Source organism: Wolbachia endosymbiont of Armadillidium vulgare str. wVulC, assembly GCF_001027565.1.
Lineage (GTDB): Bacteria > Pseudomonadota > Alphaproteobacteria > Rickettsiales > Anaplasmataceae > Wolbachia.
Genome location: NZ_ALWU01000001.1, coordinates 383,568 through 404,119, shown reverse-complemented (window position 1 = coordinate 404,119; position 20,552 = coordinate 383,568). Strand labels below are relative to the sequence as shown.

The 20,552-nt window shown below is 34.0% G+C and carries 24 protein-coding genes, 3 tRNA genes and 3 pseudogenes; 19 read left to right on the top strand and 11 right to left on the bottom strand.

Annotation, left to right across the window (positions count from 1 at the left end):
- From cysS to wVul_RS02020, 5 genes are all read right to left on the bottom strand, one after another.
- Positions 1-1,365 (bottom strand): cysteine--tRNA ligase, encoded by a 1,365-nt coding sequence (gene cysS, locus wVul_RS02040; protein ID WP_047758946.1) that lies wholly within the window; start codon positions 1,363-1,365, stop codon positions 1-3.
- Complete coding sequence (locus wVul_RS02035; protein WP_047758945.1) at positions 1,358-2,014, bottom strand: exopolysaccharide biosynthesis protein; 657 nt, start codon at positions 2,012-2,014, stop codon at positions 1,358-1,360. The genes cysS and wVul_RS02035 overlap by 8 nt, the downstream gene beginning before the upstream one ends.
- Before the next feature lie 154 nt (positions 2,015-2,168).
- The gene (locus wVul_RS02030) at positions 2,169-3,263 is read right to left on the bottom strand and encodes a hypothetical protein (protein ID WP_047758944.1); all 1,095 of its coding nucleotides are present in this window, start codon (positions 3,261-3,263) and stop codon (positions 2,169-2,171) included.
- 249 nt (positions 3,264-3,512) lie between these two features.
- On the bottom strand, positions 3,513-3,680 hold the full coding sequence (tatA, locus tag wVul_RS02025) for a twin-arginine translocase TatA (RefSeq protein WP_006013840.1): 168 nt from the start codon (positions 3,678-3,680) through the stop codon (positions 3,513-3,515).
- A 143-nt stretch (positions 3,681-3,823) separates the two neighbouring features.
- Positions 3,824-4,567, bottom strand: a complete 744-nt coding sequence (locus wVul_RS02020; protein ID WP_047758943.1) for an ABC transporter ATP-binding protein — start codon at positions 4,565-4,567, stop codon at positions 3,824-3,826.
- Positions 4,568-4,718: 151 nt separating this feature from the next.
- On the opposite strand from wVul_RS02020, the gene wVul_RS02015 reads away from it, so the two are divergent.
- A tRNA-Arg gene (locus tag wVul_RS02015) sits at positions 4,719-4,792 on the top strand.
- A 44-nt stretch (positions 4,793-4,836) separates the two neighbouring features.
- On the opposite strand, the pseudogene wVul_RS02010 reads toward wVul_RS02015, so the two are convergent.
- Both wVul_RS02010 and wVul_RS08320 read right to left on the bottom strand, forming a co-directional pair.
- A pseudogene (locus wVul_RS02010) lies at positions 4,837-5,635 on the bottom strand (transposase); the annotation flags it as partial.
- A 36-nt stretch (positions 5,636-5,671) separates the two neighbouring features.
- Positions 5,672-5,842: a hypothetical protein gene (locus wVul_RS08320; protein ID WP_153295440.1), complete on the bottom strand. Its 171-nt coding sequence runs from the start codon at positions 5,840-5,842 to the stop codon at positions 5,672-5,674.
- A gap of 72 nt (positions 5,843-5,914) precedes the next feature.
- Here wVul_RS08320 and wVul_RS02005 point away from each other — a divergent pair, with 72 nt between their 5' ends.
- The 3 genes from wVul_RS02005 to grxD are packed head-to-tail and all read left to right on the top strand — an operon-like array spanning position 5,915 to position 7,830.
- Positions 5,915-7,234, top strand: a complete 1,320-nt coding sequence (locus wVul_RS02005; RefSeq protein WP_153295438.1) for a malic enzyme-like NAD(P)-binding protein — start codon at positions 5,915-5,917, stop codon at positions 7,232-7,234.
- A 38-nt stretch (positions 7,235-7,272) separates the two neighbouring features.
- Positions 7,273-7,491 carry a BolA/IbaG family iron-sulfur metabolism protein gene (locus wVul_RS02000; RefSeq protein WP_047758942.1) on the top strand — a complete coding sequence of 73 codons (219 nt, stop codon included), beginning with the start codon at positions 7,273-7,275 and terminating at the stop codon, positions 7,489-7,491.
- A gap of 15 nt (positions 7,492-7,506) precedes the next feature.
- Positions 7,507-7,830, top strand: coding sequence for a Grx4 family monothiol glutaredoxin (grxD, locus tag wVul_RS01995; RefSeq protein ID WP_047758941.1), 324 nt, complete (start codon positions 7,507-7,509; stop codon positions 7,828-7,830).
- 10 nt (positions 7,831-7,840) lie between these two features.
- Here the strand turns inward: grxD and wVul_RS01990 are convergent, their stop codons facing one another.
- The 3 genes from wVul_RS01990 to yihA form a co-directional block, all read right to left on the bottom strand.
- Complete coding sequence (locus wVul_RS01990; protein WP_238580362.1) at positions 7,841-8,875, bottom strand: efflux RND transporter periplasmic adaptor subunit; 1,035 nt, start codon at positions 8,873-8,875, stop codon at positions 7,841-7,843.
- A gap of 299 nt (positions 8,876-9,174) precedes the next feature.
- On the bottom strand, positions 9,175-10,104 hold the full coding sequence (gene argB / locus wVul_RS01985) for an acetylglutamate kinase (protein WP_047759091.1): 930 nt from the start codon (positions 10,102-10,104) through the stop codon (positions 9,175-9,177).
- A gap of 4 nt (positions 10,105-10,108) precedes the next feature.
- Positions 10,109-10,702 carry a ribosome biogenesis GTP-binding protein YihA/YsxC gene (gene yihA / locus wVul_RS01980; RefSeq protein ID WP_047758939.1) on the bottom strand — a complete coding sequence of 198 codons (594 nt, stop codon included), beginning with the start codon at positions 10,700-10,702 and terminating at the stop codon, positions 10,109-10,111.
- A 106-nt stretch (positions 10,703-10,808) separates the two neighbouring features.
- Here yihA and prfA point away from each other — a divergent pair.
- Positions 10,809-11,889 (top strand): annotated as a pseudogene (gene prfA, locus wVul_RS01975) (peptide chain release factor 1).
- A gap of 89 nt (positions 11,890-11,978) precedes the next feature.
- On the top strand, positions 11,979-12,266 hold the full coding sequence (locus tag wVul_RS01970) for a hypothetical protein (protein ID WP_238580360.1): 288 nt from the start codon (positions 11,979-11,981) through the stop codon (positions 12,264-12,266).
- Positions 12,267-12,738: 472 nt separating this feature from the next.
- Here the strand turns inward: wVul_RS01970 and wVul_RS10155 are convergent.
- Positions 12,739-13,215, bottom strand: a pseudogene (locus tag wVul_RS10155) (hypothetical protein).
- A gap of 201 nt (positions 13,216-13,416) precedes the next feature.
- On the opposite strand from wVul_RS10155, the gene carA reads away from it, so the two are divergent.
- From carA to rplP, 13 genes are all read left to right on the top strand, one after another.
- A complete protein-coding gene (carA, locus tag wVul_RS01960) occupies positions 13,417-14,508 on the top strand; it encodes a glutamine-hydrolyzing carbamoyl-phosphate synthase small subunit (RefSeq protein WP_047758938.1) in 1,092 nt (363 codons plus the stop codon).
- 106 nt (positions 14,509-14,614) lie between these two features.
- Positions 14,615-14,697, top strand: a tRNA-Tyr gene (locus wVul_RS01955).
- Positions 14,698-14,701: 4 nt separating this feature from the next.
- Positions 14,702-14,772 (top strand) — tRNA-Gly (locus tag wVul_RS01950).
- 77 nt (positions 14,773-14,849) lie between these two features.
- Complete coding sequence (tuf, locus tag wVul_RS01945; RefSeq protein WP_047758937.1) at positions 14,850-16,022, top strand: elongation factor Tu; 1,173 nt, start codon at positions 14,850-14,852, stop codon at positions 16,020-16,022.
- 14 nt (positions 16,023-16,036) lie between these two features.
- Complete coding sequence (gene rpsJ, locus wVul_RS01940) at positions 16,037-16,357, top strand: 30S ribosomal protein S10 (protein ID WP_047758936.1); 321 nt, start codon at positions 16,037-16,039, stop codon at positions 16,355-16,357.
- Between the two features lie 9 nt (positions 16,358-16,366).
- Complete coding sequence (gene rplC / locus wVul_RS01935) at positions 16,367-17,089, top strand: 50S ribosomal protein L3 (RefSeq protein WP_047758935.1); 723 nt, start codon at positions 16,367-16,369, stop codon at positions 17,087-17,089.
- Positions 17,090-17,091: 2 nt separating this feature from the next.
- Positions 17,092-17,706: a 50S ribosomal protein L4 gene (gene rplD / locus wVul_RS01930; protein ID WP_047758934.1), complete on the top strand. Its 615-nt coding sequence runs from the start codon at positions 17,092-17,094 to the stop codon at positions 17,704-17,706.
- On the top strand, positions 17,703-17,990 hold the full coding sequence (locus wVul_RS01925) for a 50S ribosomal protein L23 (RefSeq protein ID WP_047758933.1): 288 nt from the start codon (positions 17,703-17,705) through the stop codon (positions 17,988-17,990). Before rplD ends, wVul_RS01925 begins: the two co-directional genes overlap by 4 nt.
- Before the next feature lies 1 nt (position 17,991).
- Positions 17,992-18,816 carry a 50S ribosomal protein L2 gene (gene rplB, locus wVul_RS01920; protein WP_047759089.1) on the top strand — a complete coding sequence of 275 codons (825 nt, stop codon included), beginning with the start codon at positions 17,992-17,994 and terminating at the stop codon, positions 18,814-18,816.
- A 3-nt stretch (positions 18,817-18,819) separates the two neighbouring features.
- On the top strand, positions 18,820-19,104 hold the full coding sequence (gene rpsS, locus wVul_RS01915; protein WP_047758932.1) for a 30S ribosomal protein S19: 285 nt from the start codon (positions 18,820-18,822) through the stop codon (positions 19,102-19,104).
- 5 nt (positions 19,105-19,109) lie between these two features.
- Complete coding sequence (rplV, locus tag wVul_RS01910; RefSeq protein ID WP_047758931.1) at positions 19,110-19,460, top strand: 50S ribosomal protein L22; 351 nt, start codon at positions 19,110-19,112, stop codon at positions 19,458-19,460.
- Positions 19,461-19,499: 39 nt separating this feature from the next.
- A complete protein-coding gene (rpsC, locus tag wVul_RS01905) occupies positions 19,500-20,120 on the top strand; it encodes a 30S ribosomal protein S3 (protein WP_047758930.1) in 621 nt (206 codons plus the stop codon).
- A gap of 11 nt (positions 20,121-20,131) precedes the next feature.
- Positions 20,132-20,545 carry a 50S ribosomal protein L16 gene (gene rplP, locus wVul_RS01900; RefSeq protein WP_047758929.1) on the top strand — a complete coding sequence of 138 codons (414 nt, stop codon included), beginning with the start codon at positions 20,132-20,134 and terminating at the stop codon, positions 20,543-20,545.
- Positions 20,546-20,552 lie beyond the last annotated feature (7 nt).

The following is a 20,552-nucleotide window of genomic DNA, read 5'->3' as shown; positions in this document are numbered from 1 at the left end:
TTACCAAGTCGTTGTACCGTCTTCATTGTCAGAAATTGTAACCCCCATTTGTTTCAACTGCTCCCTTATTTTATCTGCAGTATCATAATCTTTGTTTTGTTTTGCTACTTTTCTTAAGTCTATCAATCTTTCTATTTCTTGATGACTCACACCAGCAGTGAACCACTCTTGATAACTTGATTCGAGAAGACCAATAAATCGTGCAGTCTTGATAAAACTTTCAGTTAATTTTAGCCTCTCATTTTCATTACTCGTTTTATTGATCTCTGTGGCCATTTCATGCAATGTAGCCAAAGCTTCAGGAATATTTAAATCATTTTTTAAAGCCTCTATAAAATCTTTAGAGACTTCCGCATTACTTTCCTCAACACATGTACCACGTAATAATCGATAAAACTTGTTTAAAGTTTCTTGCGACTCAGAGATGACATTTTCTGTCCAATCAAGTGGTTTTCTGTAGTGAGTTTTAAGCAGCGCATAACGTATTACTTCACCCTTTATTCCACTATCTAGCAAATCCCTTACTTTAACTATATTAAGTAAGGATTTACTCATTTTCTCTTCATTTACCGTAAGAAAACCGTTATGTATCCAATATTTCGCAAAAATTGATCCAGCAAATGCAGACTTACTCTGAGCGATTTCATTTTCATGATGAGGAAATTGCAAGTCTATACCGNCGCCATGAATGTCAAAATCTTTGCCAAGGTAAGCATATGACATTGCTGAACATTCTATATGCCATCCCGGTCTTCCCTCTCCCCATGGGCTACTCCAGTAACTTGAAAGTTTATAGTCAGTATCATTTGCAGGTTTCCACAGTACGAAATCTCCTGGATGTCTTTTACTTTCATCAACTTCAACTCTACTGCCATGATCCAATTCATCAATTTTTTTTCCTGATAATGCACCGTATTCAGGATAAGACTCTATACTAAAATATACATGTTTATTGAATTCATAGGCATGACCAGATTGCAGCAAAGACTTAATTAACTTGATAATATTATTTATGTTTTCTGTTGCTTTTGGCTCATATGTTGGTTCTGCACAATTTATGCTTCTCATGTCTTCATGAAAAGCTTTGGTATAATATGCGCTGATACTTTCTATATTACTACTTTTCTCATTTGCTGTATTGACTATTTTGTCATCGATATCGGTTATATTGCGCACATAAGTAACTTTACCATAACAAAATTTAAGCAGTCGAAATAACACATCGTAAACAGCAATAGAACGTGCATTGCCTATATGGGCCTTGTCATATACTGTTGGTCCGCAAACGTACATTTTTATATGATCTTGATTGATTGGTATAAAGAACTCTTTTTTTTTTGTTAAAGTGTTGTAAAGCCTAACCATATATAAAACTTTTTAGAAAAGAAAATGCTCCGATTATAAGTTGTGGTCCTTTGACTATGACAACAAGAGTAAGTAATAGCCCACATAAAGATAATAAGACCCCCAGTATAGAGAGAAGTCCATCTTTGCTCATAATACCCAGTGAAATGAGAGTTGTGCCAATTGCGGGAATAAAGTTAGTAAGAGGTAATGGAAGAGCTATTGATAATGCACAAAGCAGCATTATAAAAGCTAAAATTTTTTCGCCAGGCCCGTAAAAAATGAAAGACATTCTTGGTTTCATGAACTTTTCTATTTTTTTTAATGCAGGTGAAGTTTTTTCTACCACAAGAGCTAGTGTTGAACGTTGAAAAGATTTTCTTTCTAGCCAATTAGGCATCCAAGGAGAATCAAACCCAAATAGAAGCTGCAGCGCAAATAAGATTAAAGGTATAGAAAGAATAGTTGTGTAGCCAGGTGGAACAGGTATAGGTACCGATAGTGGTAAGGAGAAGATGATTATTAAAATACCAAAACCGCGCTCATGCAAAGCTGTCTTAATATCGAATAATGTTACTTTATCACTAGCATTGTTATTAGTATCTGCAACCTCTTTTAGAATATCGGAAGCCAATTTTTTACTTTTAATTAATTTCTCACTTTTTTGCACAGCTGCCTTTTAGTAAAAATAATTCATAACACAATTATTGCTTTGTTTCAATACACATCTTTATTTTATCATTATACTTGCAGTTGGTGGAGATGAAGTTCAAACAGGTTTCCCTTGCGTGTATATAACGCAAGGGTTAAACTACCTAAAAAAGTTATAGTATATTATTAGTATCTGATTGAGAATAATGACTTTCGTCCAAGTCATTACTTAATTGAGCAGAATACAATGAATTCTGCGACAATTCGATAGATTCACTTTCTTCTCCTGTACCAAACACCCATGATATAAAACTTCTAAAAAGAGATGAAAATATACCAGGTTCACTTGTTTGTGTAGATTGACTCTCTTCTGTATTCTCATCTAGCTTAGCAGCTTCTTTTTGCACTTCTCTTTTTTCTCTATAGAGTTCTTTGTTATTATATAGTTTATCTCCTTCTGTTTCCTCTTCCTCCACTATATTTGTTTTTTTATCATCTTCATTGCTTTCTCTAAGCTCTAATGCCTTGTTATGAGCTGGATTTTCATACTCTTCAGTTTGATATTCTTTTATCTCTCCACTATCTATATCTTTTTTGTTTTCTTTTTCTACTTGACTCCCAATCAAATTTCCAACTAATTCAGAGTCTAATGAATTCTTCATACTTGTTAATAGCTCATTTTGGAACACATGGCCCAGCTCATGACCTAAAACAAAGTCCATACCGGCAAATTTGTATACTACTATCGCTTTACCATCAGTTGCACCATAAGCATTATCTGCGTCAATGCCAGCTAATTCATTATATTTCTGGTAATCATTCTTGTTGTTAAAAACATTAACTTCTAAATTTAAAGTTGTTTCAGGTTTGTTTACATCAAACAATTTTTTAAAATTTTCATAAGCAGTATGAATGTCCTTTTGAATTTGGAATTTCTCTTGTGATGACATGTCGTCATACCTTATGTTATATTTTATATCTTCATCTTGAAATGAAAATACTTTTGGTAATACTTCCTCTATAGCTTCTGGTGCTTTATCAAAAATCTTTGACTCTGCAGGCTTATATATCTTATTAAAGAATTTTGGTATACATTGTTCTCTAATGTTATATATATGATTCCCATCCATATCACGAACTTCATAATTGTATACAGGATTTGAGTTGTTTTTGATTAATTGAAACTTTTGTCCATTAGTGTCAATACCTATTTTACCATTATAATCTTCAGAATAGTTTTTGTATTGTTGATTGTTATTTTTACTCATTTTCATACCTCACATTTAAATAACTTTATTTCTACATTATCAACGTAATACACATAAAAATTTATTAATAACAGTGATTGCATTTTTTTCACTACAGAACTTGTTTGTATGTCATATAAAGTGATTGCGAAAATTTCTATAAAGCATTTTAACGGTATTAGAAAAACCAGAGGAAAGAATTAAGTAGAAAATAGCGATACTTTGAACAAATAACACGCACCTTAGTGCGTGTTATGGAGTATGGAGACGCTAACGATCTGGCTCGTTAGATGATAGTTTCTCTGAATCCTTAAGTTCTTGTTTAAGGTTTTTAATGCCTTTTCCTAAATCACCCATAACTTGCGGTAGTCTGCCTGCACCAAACAGAACTAAGATTATTATTAAGACTAAAAACAATTGCCATGGTCCTAAACTCATTTTCACCTCCATTGAAAATATTAACTTTTAGATATTAAAACCTGACTGAAGCCAAGTAACACATGAATTATATCACCTTTATTTAATTATAGGTCAAAATTTTTCGATCTATTTTATAACAGCTTCAGATTAGCTTGAAGAGATTAGGTTTCGTTTAGCTGTAGAGTAAGAGGAAGCTCACTAAAAAACTTTGCTAACGTATCATCTTTAGGCCTATTATATATATAGCTGGGGACTCCTGATTGAATAATTTTACCGTTTTTCATTACATAAATAAAATCTGCAACTTTCAACGCTTCTTGTGGGTCATGAGTTACCATGAGTACAGGAATATTTTTACTTCTAAAAAATGACAATATATGTTGTCTTATTCGGTATTTGAGCAGTATATCTAAATTAGAAAATGGTTCATCGAGCAAAACAACATCAGGATTTTGTGCCATTACTCTTGCTATTGCAACTAATTGCTGCTGTCCTCCTGATAAAGCATGAGGGTACATGTTTTCATATTTTTCTATATTAAATAGCTTCAAGATTTCCAATGCAGTAAAGTATTTTTCTTTCTTAGAAGGACTGCAAATAGCAAAAGTTATATTCTCTATTACTGTTTTATGAGGAAATAATGCAGAATGCTGAAAGATCAATCCGATATTTCTACGCTCTATCGCAATTGATACTTTGTTACTTGCAACTAATTTATCATTTATAATAATGGTTCCATATTTTGGATTTTCTATTCCTGCGATTAATTTTAAAATTGTTGACTTGCCACAGCCAGAATGTCCTAGTAAACAGGCAATACTTCCTTTCTTTACCTTAATGTTTATATCGTTTAAAGCAAAGCCATCTTGATTATTATAAAAATAACTAATATTGTTAACTAGCATTAATCTTTCAATTGGAACCGTGTTATTAAATATAACAGTATTACACTCAAAAAATACAGAAATATTTTTTACTATTATGAATTAATTGTACAGAAGAACTAGGAAGATTAGAGACTTTTTGCTATAATTTTGCATAAATAGTAGAAGACACGGGGCTATAGCTCAGTAGGATAGAGCGTTGGATTCCTAATCCGAAGGCCGTGCGTTCGAATCGCACTAGTCCCACTTAATCTTAATAAAGTGGTTTAAAATCAAGAAACTAGGCTCTCCTAAGAAACTCCTTGAACTAACTCATCTTTTTTTACCAGGATATAGCCAAATTCAGAAGCTTTTTTACTCAGATTTTTCATAACCCTGTTTTGATAAAGTTTTTCGTAAGAATCAATTCCTTTTTCGACATACTCTTGTCCATACTTTAGCATATTATAAAAGATACATGCTAATTTCCTTGCCATAGCAGTGATCGCTTTTGGAGCTCCCAGTCGTTTTTTCCACTTTCTGCATTGTGAACCAAGAGCAGTATTACTTTTTGATACACATTGTGCAGCAAGCCGTAAGGCATTTGCAGCACGATTTACGACTTTACAAGTTTTCGTGCTAAACACTTTCTCTCCAGTGATTTTATTACCAGGACTCAGCCCGAGCCATAAAGAAAAATGCTTTTCTGTCTGCCATTTATTGTGATTTATACCTATTTCTGAAATGATAGCCTGTACACTTAATACATCAAGTCCTGGAACTTTAGTAAAATCCATTCCCGTTATTAGATATAAATCTTCGTCTACGGCAAAATCTGGACTATTCTTCTGCTTCCGCTTTTTTATTTTATTCAATGTTCCGTTCTCATTCAACTTTGTTTCAAATGTTTTATAGTAATTTTCTATGCTTTTATCACATTCGGTTTGAAAAAAAAGTATATGCTGCATATTCTTATTTCAATACAAACAAGTGTTCTTCTCTATAATCGCCTGTTAATGCTTTTGCTATAGTATGTTTATCGTTCTTCATATTCGAACTTCTAAATTCAGCTAGTTTTTCAGGGTTCCTCTCTCCTTCAATTATTTCTTCTGATTGTGCTTAGCATAAATATCCACTGGAATAATATTACACCTCAATTGTATCAGTTAAAATCCTCACATCATCCTTATTTAGCTGTTCTCTTATGATCTCAAGTAGCTCTTCTGAATGAATGAGTTTCTCTTTGGTGTAACCAGCAATTTGTTGCTTGGCTGCTGTGTAGTAGATAAATTTATATAGAAATACAATCGAGTTCACAAGTTAATAGTTTACAATTGAACATTCATAAAAACTCCATATACTTAAAAAATACGAGCTTAAAACATAAGAATGAACGATGATTTAGATAATACCGCAAAACAAGAAGCACTTAAGTATCATAATAGGGGTGATAAGCCTGGTAAAGTGTCGATTATACCAACAAAAACCTTATGTACACAGTATGATCTATCACTTGCTTATTCTCCTGGTGTTGCAGCTCCATGCCTTGAAATAGCTAAAAATCCTGAAGCTGTTTATGATTACACGGCAAAAAGCAATTATGTAGCTGTTATTTCAAATGGCACTGCAGTGCTTGGGCTTGGTAATATCGGTCCTCTTGCTTCAAAACCCGTCATGGAAGGCAAAGCTGTTTTATTTAAGCGTTTTGCTGACATTGATGCAGTCGATATAGAAGTTGACACAGAAAATATAGAAGATTTCATCAATGCAGTAAGGTATCTTGGACCAAGTTGGGGGGGAATAAATCTAGAAGATATAAGATCTCCTGATTGTTTCATAATAGAGAAACGTCTAAATGAATTGATGGATATTCCAGTGTTCCACGATGATCAACACGGAACTGCAGTGGTTGTTGCAGCTGGTATAGAAAATGCCCTCGATATTGCTGGAAAGAAATTAGAGAATGTCAAGATCATCATGAATGGAGCTGGAGCAGCTGGTATTGCGTGTTTGGAAATACTAAAGTCCATGGGTGCTAAGAACATAGTATTATGTGACAAACAAGGAGTAATACACAAAGACAGAAGAGAGGACATGAATGAGTGGAAGGAAAAATATGCAACTGACACTAAAGAACGTTCTCTACTCGATGCCATAAAAGACGCTGATATATTCATCGGACTATCTGCAAAAAATGTGCTTAGCGAAGAGATGTTAAAAAGCATGGGTAAAGACCCGATCATTTTTGCTCTTGCTAATCCTGATCCAGAAGTAAGGCCTGAGTTTGCAAAATCTGTAAGGCCAGATGCAATAATTGCAACTGGTAGGTCAGACTATAACAACCAAGTCAATAACGTAATGGGATTTCCTTACATATTCAGAGGGGCACTTGATATATATGCAACGACAATAAATGATGAAATGAAAATTGCTGCTGCAGATGCAATAGCAAAGCTTGCTCGCGAGCCAGTGCCGAATGAGATATCTGCAGCCTATGGTGGTCGTAAAATGAGCTATGGACGTGAATATATAATACCTACTCCTTTTGACCCAAGATTAATTTCTATAGTATCTCCTGCTGTTGCAAAAGCCGCGATTGACTCAGGTGTTGCAAGAAAGAAAATTCAAGATTGGAGTGAATATGAAGATCAATTAAAATCTCGTCTTGCTAGTGTTCTTAATACGCTGGATCTATTGTCTTCACAATAATCAATTGCATATTTTAGACTTATAATTAAAATAAACTTATGACTATTGTAATTCATAAATTAGAGAAAATTATCAAACAGTCATTTCCTGATGCTGATATAAAGATTAAGGACCTTGCTGGAGATGATGATCATTACCATTTAAAAATAACTTCCAAGTGTTTTTCCGGCAAGACAAAAATAGAACAACATAGAATGGTATATAAAGCTCTTGAAGGTCAGTCTATACATGCATTGCAATTAGAAACTAGCGCTTAAAATTAAGGTGAATTTATGAGCAATTTTGAACAAATAAAAAAAGATATAGCAGAAAATGATGTAGTGTTGTATATGAAAGGCACCTTTGATTTTCCTCAATGCGGATTCTCTGGACTCGTGGTGTCAATTCTCAAAAAGTTGAATGTAAAGTTTAAATGCATCAACGTGCTCGAGAATGATGAAATACGTCAGTCTATAAAAAGTTTTTCTGATTGGCCAACAATTCCACAATTATATATAAAGGGAGAGTTTATTGGTGGCTGTGACATAACCCGCGAGATGTATGAAAAAGGTGAATTACAAAATTTATTAAAGGAAAAAAAGATTATTTCGGAATAAGTTCCCAAACTTAAACCTTATCACCAGGCTTAACAAATAGATGGCCCAATGTTATTAACTTTATAGGCTTATTTTCGTTATTTACTACTATCCAAACCCCATCGTTTTCATGATCAACAATTTCTATTGGTGTAAATACTACATAATTATTGTCATCAACAATCTTTATTCCAAGAACACCATCATCACTTAAGCTCAAGGCTGAAGAAGGAATTTTATATGCAAACCTTTTGCCTGAAGGTAGACTTACACTAGCAGTAAGTCCTTGCAAGGATATAATCTCATTATCAGTTACCTTTACCTCTACTCTATAGGATCCAGTTCTAGGCTCAATAATTTTAGTAATAAAACTTACTTCACCTGCCAATTCTTTTCCGTCCAGTAAATTAATTTGAGCTGTGCTGCCTAGCTCTATTTTATTTACTTCATTCTCCGAAACGTATAACACTACAAGAATTTGATCGAAATTAACCACTTCAGCTATTTTTTGCCCAGCATTAACAAAATCCCCTTCGTTTGCATTGATTTTATCAATATAACCATCAATAGGAGATTTAACTGCAGTATTTTCTAAATCCAATTCTAGCCTTTTTAGGTCAGCTTTTGCACTCTGCAATCTGGTAAAAGCTGCTTCCACTCGTATTTGTGCTCCATAGCCTTTTTTATTCAATGTTTGAGAGGAATGATACTCAATTTCACATTGCTTTAATAAGGCTTTGGCTTTTTCAACTTGCTCAACTCTGTCATAATCTTCTATCTTTAAAATTACATTACCTCTCTTTACCTTTTCACCATCAGAGAAATAAACAGCAATAACTTGACCACTTGTTCTTGAGATAAGATTGGTCCTATGCAAGGGATTTACTGTACCAGAAGAATTTAAATATATAGTGCGGTTTTGTGGCGTATATTCCTGAGTTTTTACTGAAAAGCTATTAGTTGTATTATCACTATGAACTGTTTGATTCTTCCTCAAAAACACATTATTGACAACAAATAGTAAAATAAGAATGGCACTAGTAGTAATAATAACTTTGTTTCTCATCTTTAAACAATAAAACTTGTTGACTAATCTTGTTAGAAACAACTGCATAAAATTCCGAACCAGAAATGTAAGTATAATACATCCATTATCACTCCATAAATAGCTTTATGTGAGAACAAACACAAGTTTTCCTACAATAAATAAGTTTTTTATTGCTAAAATGCAATTTTTAATCAAATAAAAATGTAAATAAAGTCGTGCATAAGACTGAAAATTTCCATCAAATGATATGATGGAAATAAGAATATTGTAACAAAAATAAATATATATTTAAATAGTGGTTCCCAAATTTCCAACGTTCATATCGTTATAGGCAGTACTAAATCATCCATGATTGATATGCTTGAATTATTCTTAGTAAATAAATCAAGCATAATGTTAGGTATTCTACCATTAACTATGTGAACAACTCCAGCACATTCTTCCACCATTTTAGTATATGCCATAAGCCTTTCAACAAGTTTTTCTCCTTTAATTTCGCCACGATCAATTGATGCATTTAAACTTTTAATCAAGACTCTTCCATTGCCAATTGCGTTTATTTCTTCATCCGTATCACTCAAGATTATCATTTTAGACGCGGAAACTGCAATTGCAATTGCACTTGCAGTTCTATCGGCATCAATATGATATGTTTCTCCATTTTTTCCATAACCGATAGGTGCAATAACTGGTATAGAATCTGATTCTTCAATAAAAAATAATATATCAGGATTGATCTCAGTTGGTCTACCGATAAATCCCATGTCTAGTATTTTTTCAATATTATTTAATCTGTTTTCCCTAAGCGTAGTGCTTGTCTTTTCAGCTTTTATGAGGTTGCCATCTTTTCCACATAATCCAATAGCTGAACCACCGGCAGAATTTATATGCTGAACAATTTTTTTATTAACTGAACCACATAGTGCCATTTCAATGATTTTCATAGTGCTTTTGTCTGTAAGTCTGACACCATTTACAAGCTTATTGTTCATACCTAGCATTTTTAACACTGAGTTAATTTCATATTCTCCGTCATGAACTATCACCGGATTTATACCAAGCTGTTTCAACAGGACAATATTATGCACAAAAGCATTAAGCAGCGTTTTATCTGAGATTGTTACACTGCTGCATTTGATGATAAAAGTTTCGCCTACAAAGCTAGGTATGCTAGACAGCACTTCAAGTAATATTTCTGCTTTTTGCTTAAATGGTATCTCACCATTTGAAAATTCATCGCTCTTCATTTTTTTATCTTGTAAACTTGAAAAACTCATCTCTTACCTTGGTTATTTTATGCTTAACACAGATGCTTATTTGATGAATTGACACATGCTCATTATTAATCCACTTTTGAGTGCTTTCTAGAGTAGCATCTAGGCTTTCCTGACTCACTTTATCTATTTTTGTTAACACAATGTTAAAGTTAATGTTATTACATATTAACCAATAAACAAAGTCTTTGTCTATTTCTTTTAATCCTACCTTGCTATCTATAAGCACAAACACTCTTCTTAGATTTCTCCTTTGAATTAGATAATACTCAATTAGATTTAAGTATTGTATTGCTTCTTCCCTGCTTGCACGAGAATAGCCATATCCCGGTAGGTCGACAATCCTGAACTTATCATTGTACATAGAGTAAAAATTTATTTGTCTAGTGCATCCAGGCTTAGAGGAAACTCTTGCAGCTTTTTTGCTATTTATCAGTAAGTTGATCAAACTCGATTTTCCTACATTTGATCTACCAGCAAACGCAATCTCTGGAGCTGATTCATCTGGTAATGATTTTTTGTCTGAAGCTCCAAATATGAAGCTGCAGCTTGATGTTATCTGTCTTGCCATTATGTTCAGGTAGAAATATCCTAGGTAATTATAGTGTTATTGCTTGATATAAGAAATTTTTTATTTCAGTATATATTACTTACTTAAACAGTTGAAACTGTGTTATATGGATATAGAGAATAATTTACAAGACTTAAAAAAAAAATTTAATGAGATAGAGAGGAGTTTGGAAAGTCCTACCAATTTGAGTCAAAAAGAATTCATTAGTCTTTCAAAGGAATACTCTGAACTCAGACCAATCATCAAGATAATCGATGAATATAATACACTGAAAGAGGAAATTTCAGATTTAGAAGAAATAATGAAAGATGAAAATAGCGAAAATGATATAAAAGAGTTAGCAAAAGAAGAACTTTTTGAGAAGCAAAAGATACTATTACCAAAAGTAAAAGCCAAGCTAAAGTTAGCGCTATTGCCAAAAGATGAAGATGACTCAAGAAACGCAATATTAGAAATCAGAGCAGGTACAGGAGGAGAAGAAGCAGCGCTATTTGCAGCAATATTGTTTCGTATGTACCAAAAATATGCCAGAAAGAAGAAATTGGAAATTCGAGCCAATAAGCATTTCTAACACAGGTATAGGTGGTTATAAGGAAGCTTCTGCACTTATTAACGGAACAGAAGTTTTTGCAAGGCTAAAATTTGAGTCAGGAGTACACAGAGTACAGCGAGTACCAGAAACTGAATCCTCAGGAAGGCTACATACCTCAGCAGCCACCGTTGCAATACTACCTGAAGTTGAAGAGGTTGACTTTAAAATAGAAGAGAAAGATTTACGAATAGATGTTTACAGATCTAGTGGCCCTGGAGGGCAATCAGTGAATACTACTGATAGTGCAGTAAGGGTAACCCACTTGCCAACAGGAATAGTTGTAATACAGCAAGACGAAAAATCGCAGCACAAAAATAAAGCTAAAGCACTGAAAGTCTTGAGAGCAAGGCTATATGAAATTGAAAGACAAAAAAAAGAAATGGAAAGGTCAACAATGAGAAAAAGTCAAATTGGCTCTGGAGATCGCTCTGAACGTATAAGAACTTATAACTTTCCACAATCAAGAATTACAGATCATAGAATTAATCTAACTTCACATCGATTAGAGCAGATTATAAAAGAAGGTGAACTAGATGAATTTATTGAGGCATTGATTTCACGTAATGAAGCAGAAAGGTTGGCCGGAGGGGGTTAGCATTAAAGAATATTAATCTTCCAAATATTACTGAGTGTAAATTAACTTCTAGCATTATTGGTGAAGAAGGTTCAATAGCAATCACTAAATTGTTAAAGAATGGTAACTTTCCAAATCTTGTTAAACTTGATTTAATTTCTAATGATATTGATATTGAAAGTGGAGTAATATTAATGAATGCGCTAAAGGATGGTAGTTTTTCAAATATCAAAGAATTTAATTTACTTTATGACGATATCTGCAACGAAGGTATAGCAGCATTACGTGAATCATGGAACAACAATATGCTTCCAAATCTTATTAAGTTTAGTTTTTCCTTGAGTATTACTAATGATAATGAAGGCATAGAAACGTCAAGCGAATATCTATTCGGCTAACAGTGTTATATAGAAAAAAATAAGTTATATTTATTTGTTGCTACTTATAGAACGCTCAAATTCAACTATAGACCTGCTAAAAGGTGTAGCTGCTATTGACGTTATTGCGAAAATCCATTAGTTGATAATTTTGATCATGCTAGTCTATGTGAACAAAAAATAAGATAAGAAAGGAGAGGAAAAAAGGATTAGTCTCTAGGCAGTGTAGACATTCAAGATAATAGAATTATAATAGTACTTTTGCGAAAAGTAAAAGATGCTATATGACTTGAAGGACGAGCAGTGGGAGAGGATAAAAGATAGCTTACCAGGAAAGGAGGGAGATAGCAGCTGTCAAAATCTGTCAAGTAATTTTTATTGCAATTGTACAGCGCAAACTTAAACGCTGTAAGATGGGCCATTTTTTATTGGGTTTTCCTAATGAAAACAATGTCCGTGTTTTTTTTTAAATTTAATTATTACTTCTAAAAGGTCACACTCCGCAGCTTTGTGATGGAATAAGTTTTTCAATGCTGTCCACACAAAACTCAGTTGTGTTGTTAGCTATTTCATCGAATTTATCATTTATAGTCTTACCTGTTTCTTCATCTTTAATATATTCGTATAGAGCTAAAGCGGTTATAGCTGCACATGTTGCAATTAAGCCAGTTTGTGCTATAATGAATAGTGATAATCCTCCTACAAGTATAGATGTTAATCCAATAGCTAGGTTTATAATTTTACTTTGTGTTGTTTGTTATGCTGCCTGATTTTGACCTACTTCCTTCTCTTCAAGAACGTTTGATATTGTTTTTGAGGCAATTTTTACCGCGATTGTTGCAATTGCGATCATAGCTAATCCTATGGCTATTTTTGCTAAGAGAAAAAATGATGGGAACACCATCGCAAAGAATAGTAAGCCAGCTCCTACAATTAGTAACTTATTTTTAGGTTGGATTTCATTTGACATAATAAACCTCCATTTCATAACTGCCGGAGTATATCTAATATAAAATACGGAGATAGTCAACATATTTTATGAAAGGGCACGTTAAAAGTTTTTTTCATGTTGTTCTTCGCTGCCTCGTGGTTAAATTTGGAATTTTAGAAAGAGTTACGTATTATTTGAAATTCTTGTATACTGTTTTGAATCAGTTAAATAGATAATGAAGTGCAGGACGCAGTTTTAATTTTACAAGATGGTAAATGCTTTTGGGGAAAATCAGTAGGTAAAAAAGGCAAGTGCATAGGTGAGGTCTGTTTTACCACTGGTATGACCGGTTATCAGCATACTATAACTGATCCTTCTTTTGCTGATCAAATAATAGCGTTCACTTTTCCTCATATTGGTAACGTTGGAATAAACCATAAGGATAATGAAGGAAAGAAAATTTTTACAAGTGGTGTGGTTATGCGTGAACTTTCTTCTATGTCCCACCCTTCTTCATATATCAGTTTAAATGATTGGTTAGAGAAAAATAACGTAATTGGGATATCAGGAGTTGATACTAGAGCTTTAACGAGACATTTGAGAGAACATGGATCTCAAAATGGAATGATATGCTCATCGAGTAAGGCGCATGCGTTGGACAAATTGAAGGAATACAAATCTGTAAATGGGATAGAAATAACCAATAAAGTCAGCTTGCATAGTAATTTTAAAAGTGACCTTAATGCAAAATATAGGGTTGTAATCGTTGATTTTGGCGTAAAAATCAGTATAGTTTCACGCTTAATAGAACTTGGTTGTACAGTTGAATTAATCAGACCAAGCACAGGTTTTGCTCAAAAAGTGTTGAGTATGAATCCAGATGGTATAGTGCTTTCAAATGGTCCTGGTGATCCGCAAGAAATAGGAGAAAGTGTAGTTTCAGAGATAGACATTATTATAAAATCTAAAATACCAATTTTTGGCATATGCATGGGGCATCAATTACTTGCGATTACTTTGGGAGCAAAGACCGTCAAGATGGATATTGGTCACCGAGGGAGTAACCATCCAGTTTATGATGTAATTAGTGGAAAAGTTGAGATCACTAGCCAAAATCATGGTTTTGTTGTTGATTCAGCTTCTCTTCCAAGTAATGTTGAAATTACTCACATTTCTCTATTTGATAATACTGTAGAGGGAATAATGATTAAGGATTACCCAGTCTTTTCTGTGCAATATCATCCAGAAGAAGCTCCAGGTACGCATGATTCGCACTATTTGTTTAGACGTTTTATTGATAATATTGTGTTGTATAAAATGAAATCTGCGTGATTTTAATTAAGGTAGGTTTTATTGCTTGATTTTTTAATTTTAGGCGTTTAGTATTAAATACAATAAAAGCTTGAGTTAAGGTAGTGTTCTCTTAACAAATTTTTGTGGAGGAGTGACCGAGTGGTTAAAGGTAACAGACTGTAAATCTGTCCGCGTGAGCGTACGTAGGTTCGAATCCTACCTCCTCCATTGTGCGGGTATAGCTCAATGGTAGAGCTCTAGCCTTCCAAGCTAGTGACGTGGGTTCGATTCCCACTATCCGCTCTTTTTTTGTTGTATTTATATAAAATCAACATATTATTTATTGATGTATTTGTATTTTAGATAGAAGAGTTAAAATTATGACAGCAGTAGTAGAAGCATTTGACAAGCCGCATGTAAATGTGGGAACGATAGGACATGTGGATCATGGAAAGACAACGTTAACAGCGGCAATAACAAAACATTACGGGAACTTTATAGCATATGATCAAATAGATAAAGCGCCAGAAGAAAGAAAGAGGGGAATAACAATAGCAACAGCGCATGTTGAATATCAGACGGAAAAAAGGCATTATGCACACGTTGATTGTCCTGGGCACGCTGATTATGTAAAGAATATGATAGTAGGTGCAGCACAGATGGATGCAGCAATATTGGTGGTGTCGGGGGTTGATGGGCCAATGCCACAAACGAGAGAGCATATATTGCTGGCAAAGCAGGTGGGTGTTGGATATATCGTGGTATACATAAATAAAGCTGATGTTGCTGATGCTGATATGATAGATTTAGTGGAAATGGAAGTGAGAGAGTTGCTGAGCAAGTACGGATTTCCGGGGGATGAAGTACCTGTGATAGTTGGTTCAGCACTCAAGGCGCTGGAGGATGATAGCAGTAAATATGGAAAGAAATCAATAGACAAATTGATGGGAAAATTAGATGAATATGTGGAGATTCCACCAAGGCCTGTAGATTTACCATTTTTATTGCCAATCGAAGATGTATTTTCGATATCGGGGCGTGGGACGGTAGTAACGGGAAGGATAGAAAAGGGAGAGATAAAAACAGGTGATGAGATAGAGATAATAGGTCTAAAAGCGACGCAAAAGACGATATGTACTGGTGTAGAAATGTTTAAGAAGTTGCTGAATAAGGGGAGTGCGGGGCTGAATGTAGGGATATTACTAAGGGGGACAAAGAGAGAGGAGGTGGAAAGAGGGCAAGTATTAGCAAAATCGGGGACAATAACGCCGCATAAGAAATTTAATGCGGAGGTATATATATTGAAGAAAGAAGAAGGAGGAAGGCATACACCATTTTTTGCGAATTACCAGCCACAGTTTTATTTAAGGACAACGGATGTAACTGGGAGCATAAAATTGCTAGATGGGAAGGAGATGGTAATGCCAGGAGATAATGTGAGTGTAGAAGTAGAATTGCAAGCACCAATAGCAATGGATAAGGGGTTGCGTTTTGCGATAAGAGAAGGTGGTAGAACTGTTGGTTCTGGTGTGGTTTCGGAAATTTTGGAGTAAGTGTAATAATTGAGATGAAGCAAGATATATACATTAAGATTAAGGCTTTCGATTGTTCTTTATTAGAGGAGTGTGTTCGAAAATTTGTTGATGAATTAAAGCGGTCTAGTGCAAAATTATCTGGTCCGATTGCGTTGCCAAGAAAAGATTCTAAATTTATTGTTAATAGATCTCCTCACGTTGATAAAAAATCTCGTGAACAATTTGAAATGAGAATTTCCAAGCGTTTAATTGTCTTGCATGATCTTACTCCTACTATGATGCAGATGCTTACAGGTTTATCTTTTTCTGCTGGCGTGGAAGTGGATCTAAAAGTTAAGGAAGTTAAGGTTTAGGAGAAGGAAATGAAGAGAATAAATTCGCTGAGGAGAATTGGTTTATTAATGACGAATATTGGTCATACTGCTATATACTCTGATAATAGTCGCATGGCTGTAACTTTATTGCATCTCAGCGAAACTTATATTATTGGTATAAAAAGACAAGATAAATGTGGCTACAATTCAGTCATTTTAGGTGCAGGAGATTTTAAAAATATAGCAAAACCTCAGTTGGAATATTTAAAGAAAAATGGTATAAATAATAAATGCAAGTTATACGAAAGTAGATTAAATGACCTGTTGGGAATAGAATATGGTAAAAAGGTGGGAATTAATCATTTTGTAGTTGGTCAATATCTTGATATTACGGGTTATTCTGTAGGTAAAGGGTTTGCTGGTGTGATGAAACGGCATAATTTTAGTGGGCTTAGGGCATCTCATGGTGTTTCTATTGCTCATAGATCGCAAGGTTCTACTGGTCAATGTCAGGATCCTGGTAGAGTATTCAGAGGAAAGAAAATGGCTGGTCATTTAGGTAATAGCAGAGTAACTGCACAAAATATGAAGATATTATCTATTGATTATGAAAATAGTATAATTGCTGTAAAGGGTAACAATGTTCCTGGGTTTAAAAATTCTTATGTTTTTGTGAGAGATGCAGTTAAAAAATCTTTACATAAAGATGCTCCTTTTCCGGTGGGTTTGCTGTTAGATGCAAATGATGATACTAGTAATTTGGTGAGTTAGTTATGGAATGTAATTTAGTTAATCTATCTAATAATAATGTAGGTACTGCTCAGCTTAACCCTTTGATATTTTCTGCCAAGCAAAATTTGAGTATTTTGCATGATGTAGTGAGATGGCAATTAGCAAAGAGAAGAGTTGGTACTCATAAAACAAAAGGTATCAGTGATGTTTCTGGCACAACAGCTAAACCTTATGGTCAAAAACGTACTGGTAGAGCAAGACAAGGGAGTTTGCGATCTCCTCAATTTAGAGGTGGTGGGGTTATTTTCGGCCCTGTTGTGAGGGGTCATGCTTATTCTCTTAATAGAAAGGTACGCAAATTTGGTTTAAAAATTGCTTTATCTCTAAAATATTTAAATAATCAAGTGATTATTCTGGATAATTTAAATGTTGATGTGAAGAAAACATCTGAAATGTGTGAATATATTAAAAATTTTAAATTTTCTTCCTTTTTGATAGTTGGGAATTATGGAGATAATTTGTTGCGTGCTGTTAGAAATTTGCATTATGTGGACTTAATCAAACCTATTGGGTTAAATGTCTTTGATATATTGAATCATGAATGTGTGATGTTAACAAAAGATACTTTAAAGCATCTTGAAGGTAGATTATTATGATCAAATATAATAATATAATAAAATCTCCTATAATTACAGAAAAGGCCTCTTTTTTGAGGGAGAAGTTTAATAAATATTCTTTGTATGTTTTTGTGAATGTAAATAAGTGTCAAATAAAGTCGGCAATAGAGTCTCTATTTAATGTTAAGGTTTCTTCTATAAATGTTATTAAAGTAAAACCGAAATATAGGCGTTTCAGGGGTGTGATTGGTTGTGAAAAACAGAAAAAAAAGGTTTATTTTTCTTTGATAGATGGTCAGAAATTAGATATAATGAGTGTTTAATATAGGTATGAAATTTTTTAATCCTGTTACTCCGTCTTCTCGTGGGACTGTATTAATAAGTAAAGCTGGTTTATCAAAAGATAAGCCAGAAAAGTCTCTTGTATTTGGTAAGAAATCCAGTGGTGGAAGGAATAATCAAGGTAGAATTACAACTCGTCACAGGGGTGGTGGTCACAAGAAGAAGTATAGGATGATAGATTTTAAACGTAATAGAAGTGGTCGGGGTGTAGTTGAAAAAATAGAGTATGACCCAAATAGAAGTGGGTTTTTAGCATTGATATCATATGAAGAAGATGATACTAAGTCTTATATATTAGCTCCTCAAGGTATGAAGCTTGGTGATATTGTTACAGTTGGAAATGATGCTGATATTCTACCAGGTAATTGTTTGTTATTGAAATATATACCTGTTGGTTCCTTTGTTCATAATATTGAGCTGAAACCAGGTAATGGTGCTGCGATTGCTAGAGCTGCCGGTTGTTATGCGCAAATTGTTGGGCGTGATGGTCAGTATACTTTATTGCGACTTAGGTCTGATCAAGTTAGGCTGGTTTTATCTTCTTGTAAAGCTACTATTGGTGTAGTTTCTAACTCTGATCATAAGAATAGAAAGCTAGGTAAAGCTGGGAGAAGTAGGTGGCTTGGAATTAGACCTACTGTGCGTGGGGTTGCGATGAATCCGGTTGATCATCCTCATGGGGGTGGAGAAGGAAAAACTTCTGGTGGTCGTCATCCTGTTACTCCTTGGGGTGTTTCAACTAATGGTAGGAAAACTAGAAAGAAAAACAAACCTAGTAATAAATATATAAAGCAATTAAAAGGGTAATTTATGAGTAGATCTGTGTGGAAGCCGCCTTTTTGTCATCCTTCTGTAATAAGAGCAGTAAAAGCTGCTTTAAAGAAAGGGCTTGTTAATATGGTCATAAAAATTCGCTCTAGAGCTTCTGTAATCCCTCCTAGTTGTTTGGGTTTAAAGTTTGCTGTTTATAATGGTAAGGATTACATTCCTGTTAATGTTAATGATCAGAATATGATAGGTCATAAATTTGGTGAATTTTCACCCACTCGTAAATTTACTGGGCATAGTGGTGATAAGAAGGCAACAAGAAGGTGATTGATATGAAAAACAGAGATGTAATAGTTAAGGCTGGTTCTAGGGTTTTAAAATCAACTCCTCGTAAATTGAATTTGGCTGCTGATTTAGTACGTAATAAAAAAGTTTCTTTTGCTAATATACAATTAAGATTTTGCGAAAAAAAAGCTGCTGATTTTATAATGAAGGTATTGAATTCTGCAATTGCTAATGCTCAAAATAACTATGGATTGGACATTGATAATTTATATATAAAAGAAATTTTAATAGGTAAGTCTCTTACTTTGCGTAGAGTATATCCAAAAGCTATGGGTAGGGCTAATAGAGTTAGTAAACGTTATAGTAATATAACTGTAAAATTGGGGGTAATTATATGATTCATAAAAATGGAAAATTAATAAGGAAAGTGTAAAAATATGGGACAAAAGGTTAATCCTATAGGGTTTAGGTTGCAAGTAAATACTAATACCTGGAATTCAATTTGGTATGCTGAAAAGGGTTATAAACAGGGATTACATCAAGATCTATTTATTCGCAGTTATATAAATAAATCTTTTAAGCATGCTGGTGTTTCTAAGGTAGTTATAGAGCGTACGGTCAATTTAGTGTCTGTAATAATACATTCTTCTAGGCCTGGAGTGATAATAGGTAAGAAAGGGTCAGATATTGAGAAGATAAAGCAAAAAATAGCTGAAAAAGTAAAAAGTAATGTTGAAGTGAATGTAGTAGGAGTTAAAAGATCTGAAGTAGATGCAGCTTTAATAGCAAACAGCATTGCACAACAGTTAGAAAAAAGGGGTTCATTTAGAAGAGCGATGAAAAAAGCTATTCTAAGTTGTTTGAGGATGGGTGCTAAAGGTATTAAGGTGAGTTGTTCTGGGCGTCTTAACTGTGCTGAGATAGCTCGTACTGAATGGTATAAAGAAGGTCGTTTGCCTTTGCACACTTTACGTGCTAATATAGATTATGCTTTTTGTGAAGCGAAAACTATATGTGGTATTATAGGAGTTAAAGTTTGGGTTTATATTGGTAGTTAAGGTATATTGAAATGTTTGTTCCCAAAAAGAGTAAATATAAAAAGGTGTTTAAAGGGCGAATTAAGGGTAATGCGAAGGGTGGTAGTACATTATCTTTTGGAGATTATGGCTTAAAAGCTGTGGAAGTAGGTAAGGTTCAGTCTAAGCATATTGAAACTGCAAGACGTGTAATATCTAAAATGTTAAAACGCTCTGGTAAAGTGTGGATAAGAATTTTTCCTGATACCCCGGTTAGTAAAAAGCCAGCAGATGTACGTATGGGTAAAGGGAAAGGTAGTGTTGAGTTTTGGATATTTAAGGCTAAGCCCGGTAGGGTTTTATTTGAAATTAGCAGTGATGTTCCAATGCATTTAGCAAAATTGGCGCTTGAAAAGGCGACTGCTAAGCTTCCTATGAAGTGTAAATTTGTATCTAATCATGATTGAATGGAGT

Coding starts and splice junctions, on each gene's coding strand:
- wVul_RS02030 (WP_047758944.1), bottom strand. CDS start 3,263: ATGAGTAAAAATAACAATCAACAATACAAAAACTATTCTGAAGATTAT.
- tatA (WP_006013840.1), bottom strand. CDS start 3,680: ATGAGTTTAGGACCATGGCAATTGTTTTTAGTCTTAATAATAATCTTA.
- wVul_RS02020 (WP_047758943.1), bottom strand. CDS start 4,567: ATGCTAGTTAACAATATTAGTTATTTTTATAATAATCAAGATGGCTTT.
- wVul_RS02005 (WP_153295438.1), top strand. CDS start 5,915: ATGAACGATGATTTAGATAATACCGCAAAACAAGAAGCACTTAAGTAT.
- wVul_RS02000 (WP_047758942.1), top strand. CDS start 7,273: ATGACTATTGTAATTCATAAATTAGAGAAAATTATCAAACAGTCATTT.
- grxD (WP_047758941.1), top strand. CDS start 7,507: ATGAGCAATTTTGAACAAATAAAAAAAGATATAGCAGAAAATGATGTA.
- wVul_RS01990 (WP_238580362.1), bottom strand. CDS start 8,875: ATGAGAAACAAAGTTATTATTACTACTAGTGCCATTCTTATTTTACTA.
- argB (WP_047759091.1), bottom strand. CDS start 10,104: ATGAAGAGCGATGAATTTTCAAATGGTGAGATACCATTTAAGCAAAAA.
- yihA (WP_047758939.1), bottom strand. CDS start 10,702: ATGGCAAGACAGATAACATCAAGCTGCAGCTTCATATTTGGAGCTTCA.
- tuf (WP_047758937.1), top strand. CDS start 14,850: ATGACAGCAGTAGTAGAAGCATTTGACAAGCCGCATGTAAATGTGGGA.
- rpsJ (WP_047758936.1), top strand. CDS start 16,037: ATGAAGCAAGATATATACATTAAGATTAAGGCTTTCGATTGTTCTTTA.
- rplC (WP_047758935.1), top strand. CDS start 16,367: ATGAAGAGAATAAATTCGCTGAGGAGAATTGGTTTATTAATGACGAAT.
- rplD (WP_047758934.1), top strand. CDS start 17,092: ATGGAATGTAATTTAGTTAATCTATCTAATAATAATGTAGGTACTGCT.
- wVul_RS01925 (WP_047758933.1), top strand. CDS start 17,703: ATGATCAAATATAATAATATAATAAAATCTCCTATAATTACAGAAAAG.
- rpsS (WP_047758932.1), top strand. CDS start 18,820: ATGAGTAGATCTGTGTGGAAGCCGCCTTTTTGTCATCCTTCTGTAATA.
- rplV (WP_047758931.1), top strand. CDS start 19,110: ATGAAAAACAGAGATGTAATAGTTAAGGCTGGTTCTAGGGTTTTAAAA.
- rpsC (WP_047758930.1), top strand. CDS start 19,500: ATGGGACAAAAGGTTAATCCTATAGGGTTTAGGTTGCAAGTAAATACT.
- rplP (WP_047758929.1), top strand. CDS start 20,132: ATGTTTGTTCCCAAAAAGAGTAAATATAAAAAGGTGTTTAAAGGGCGA.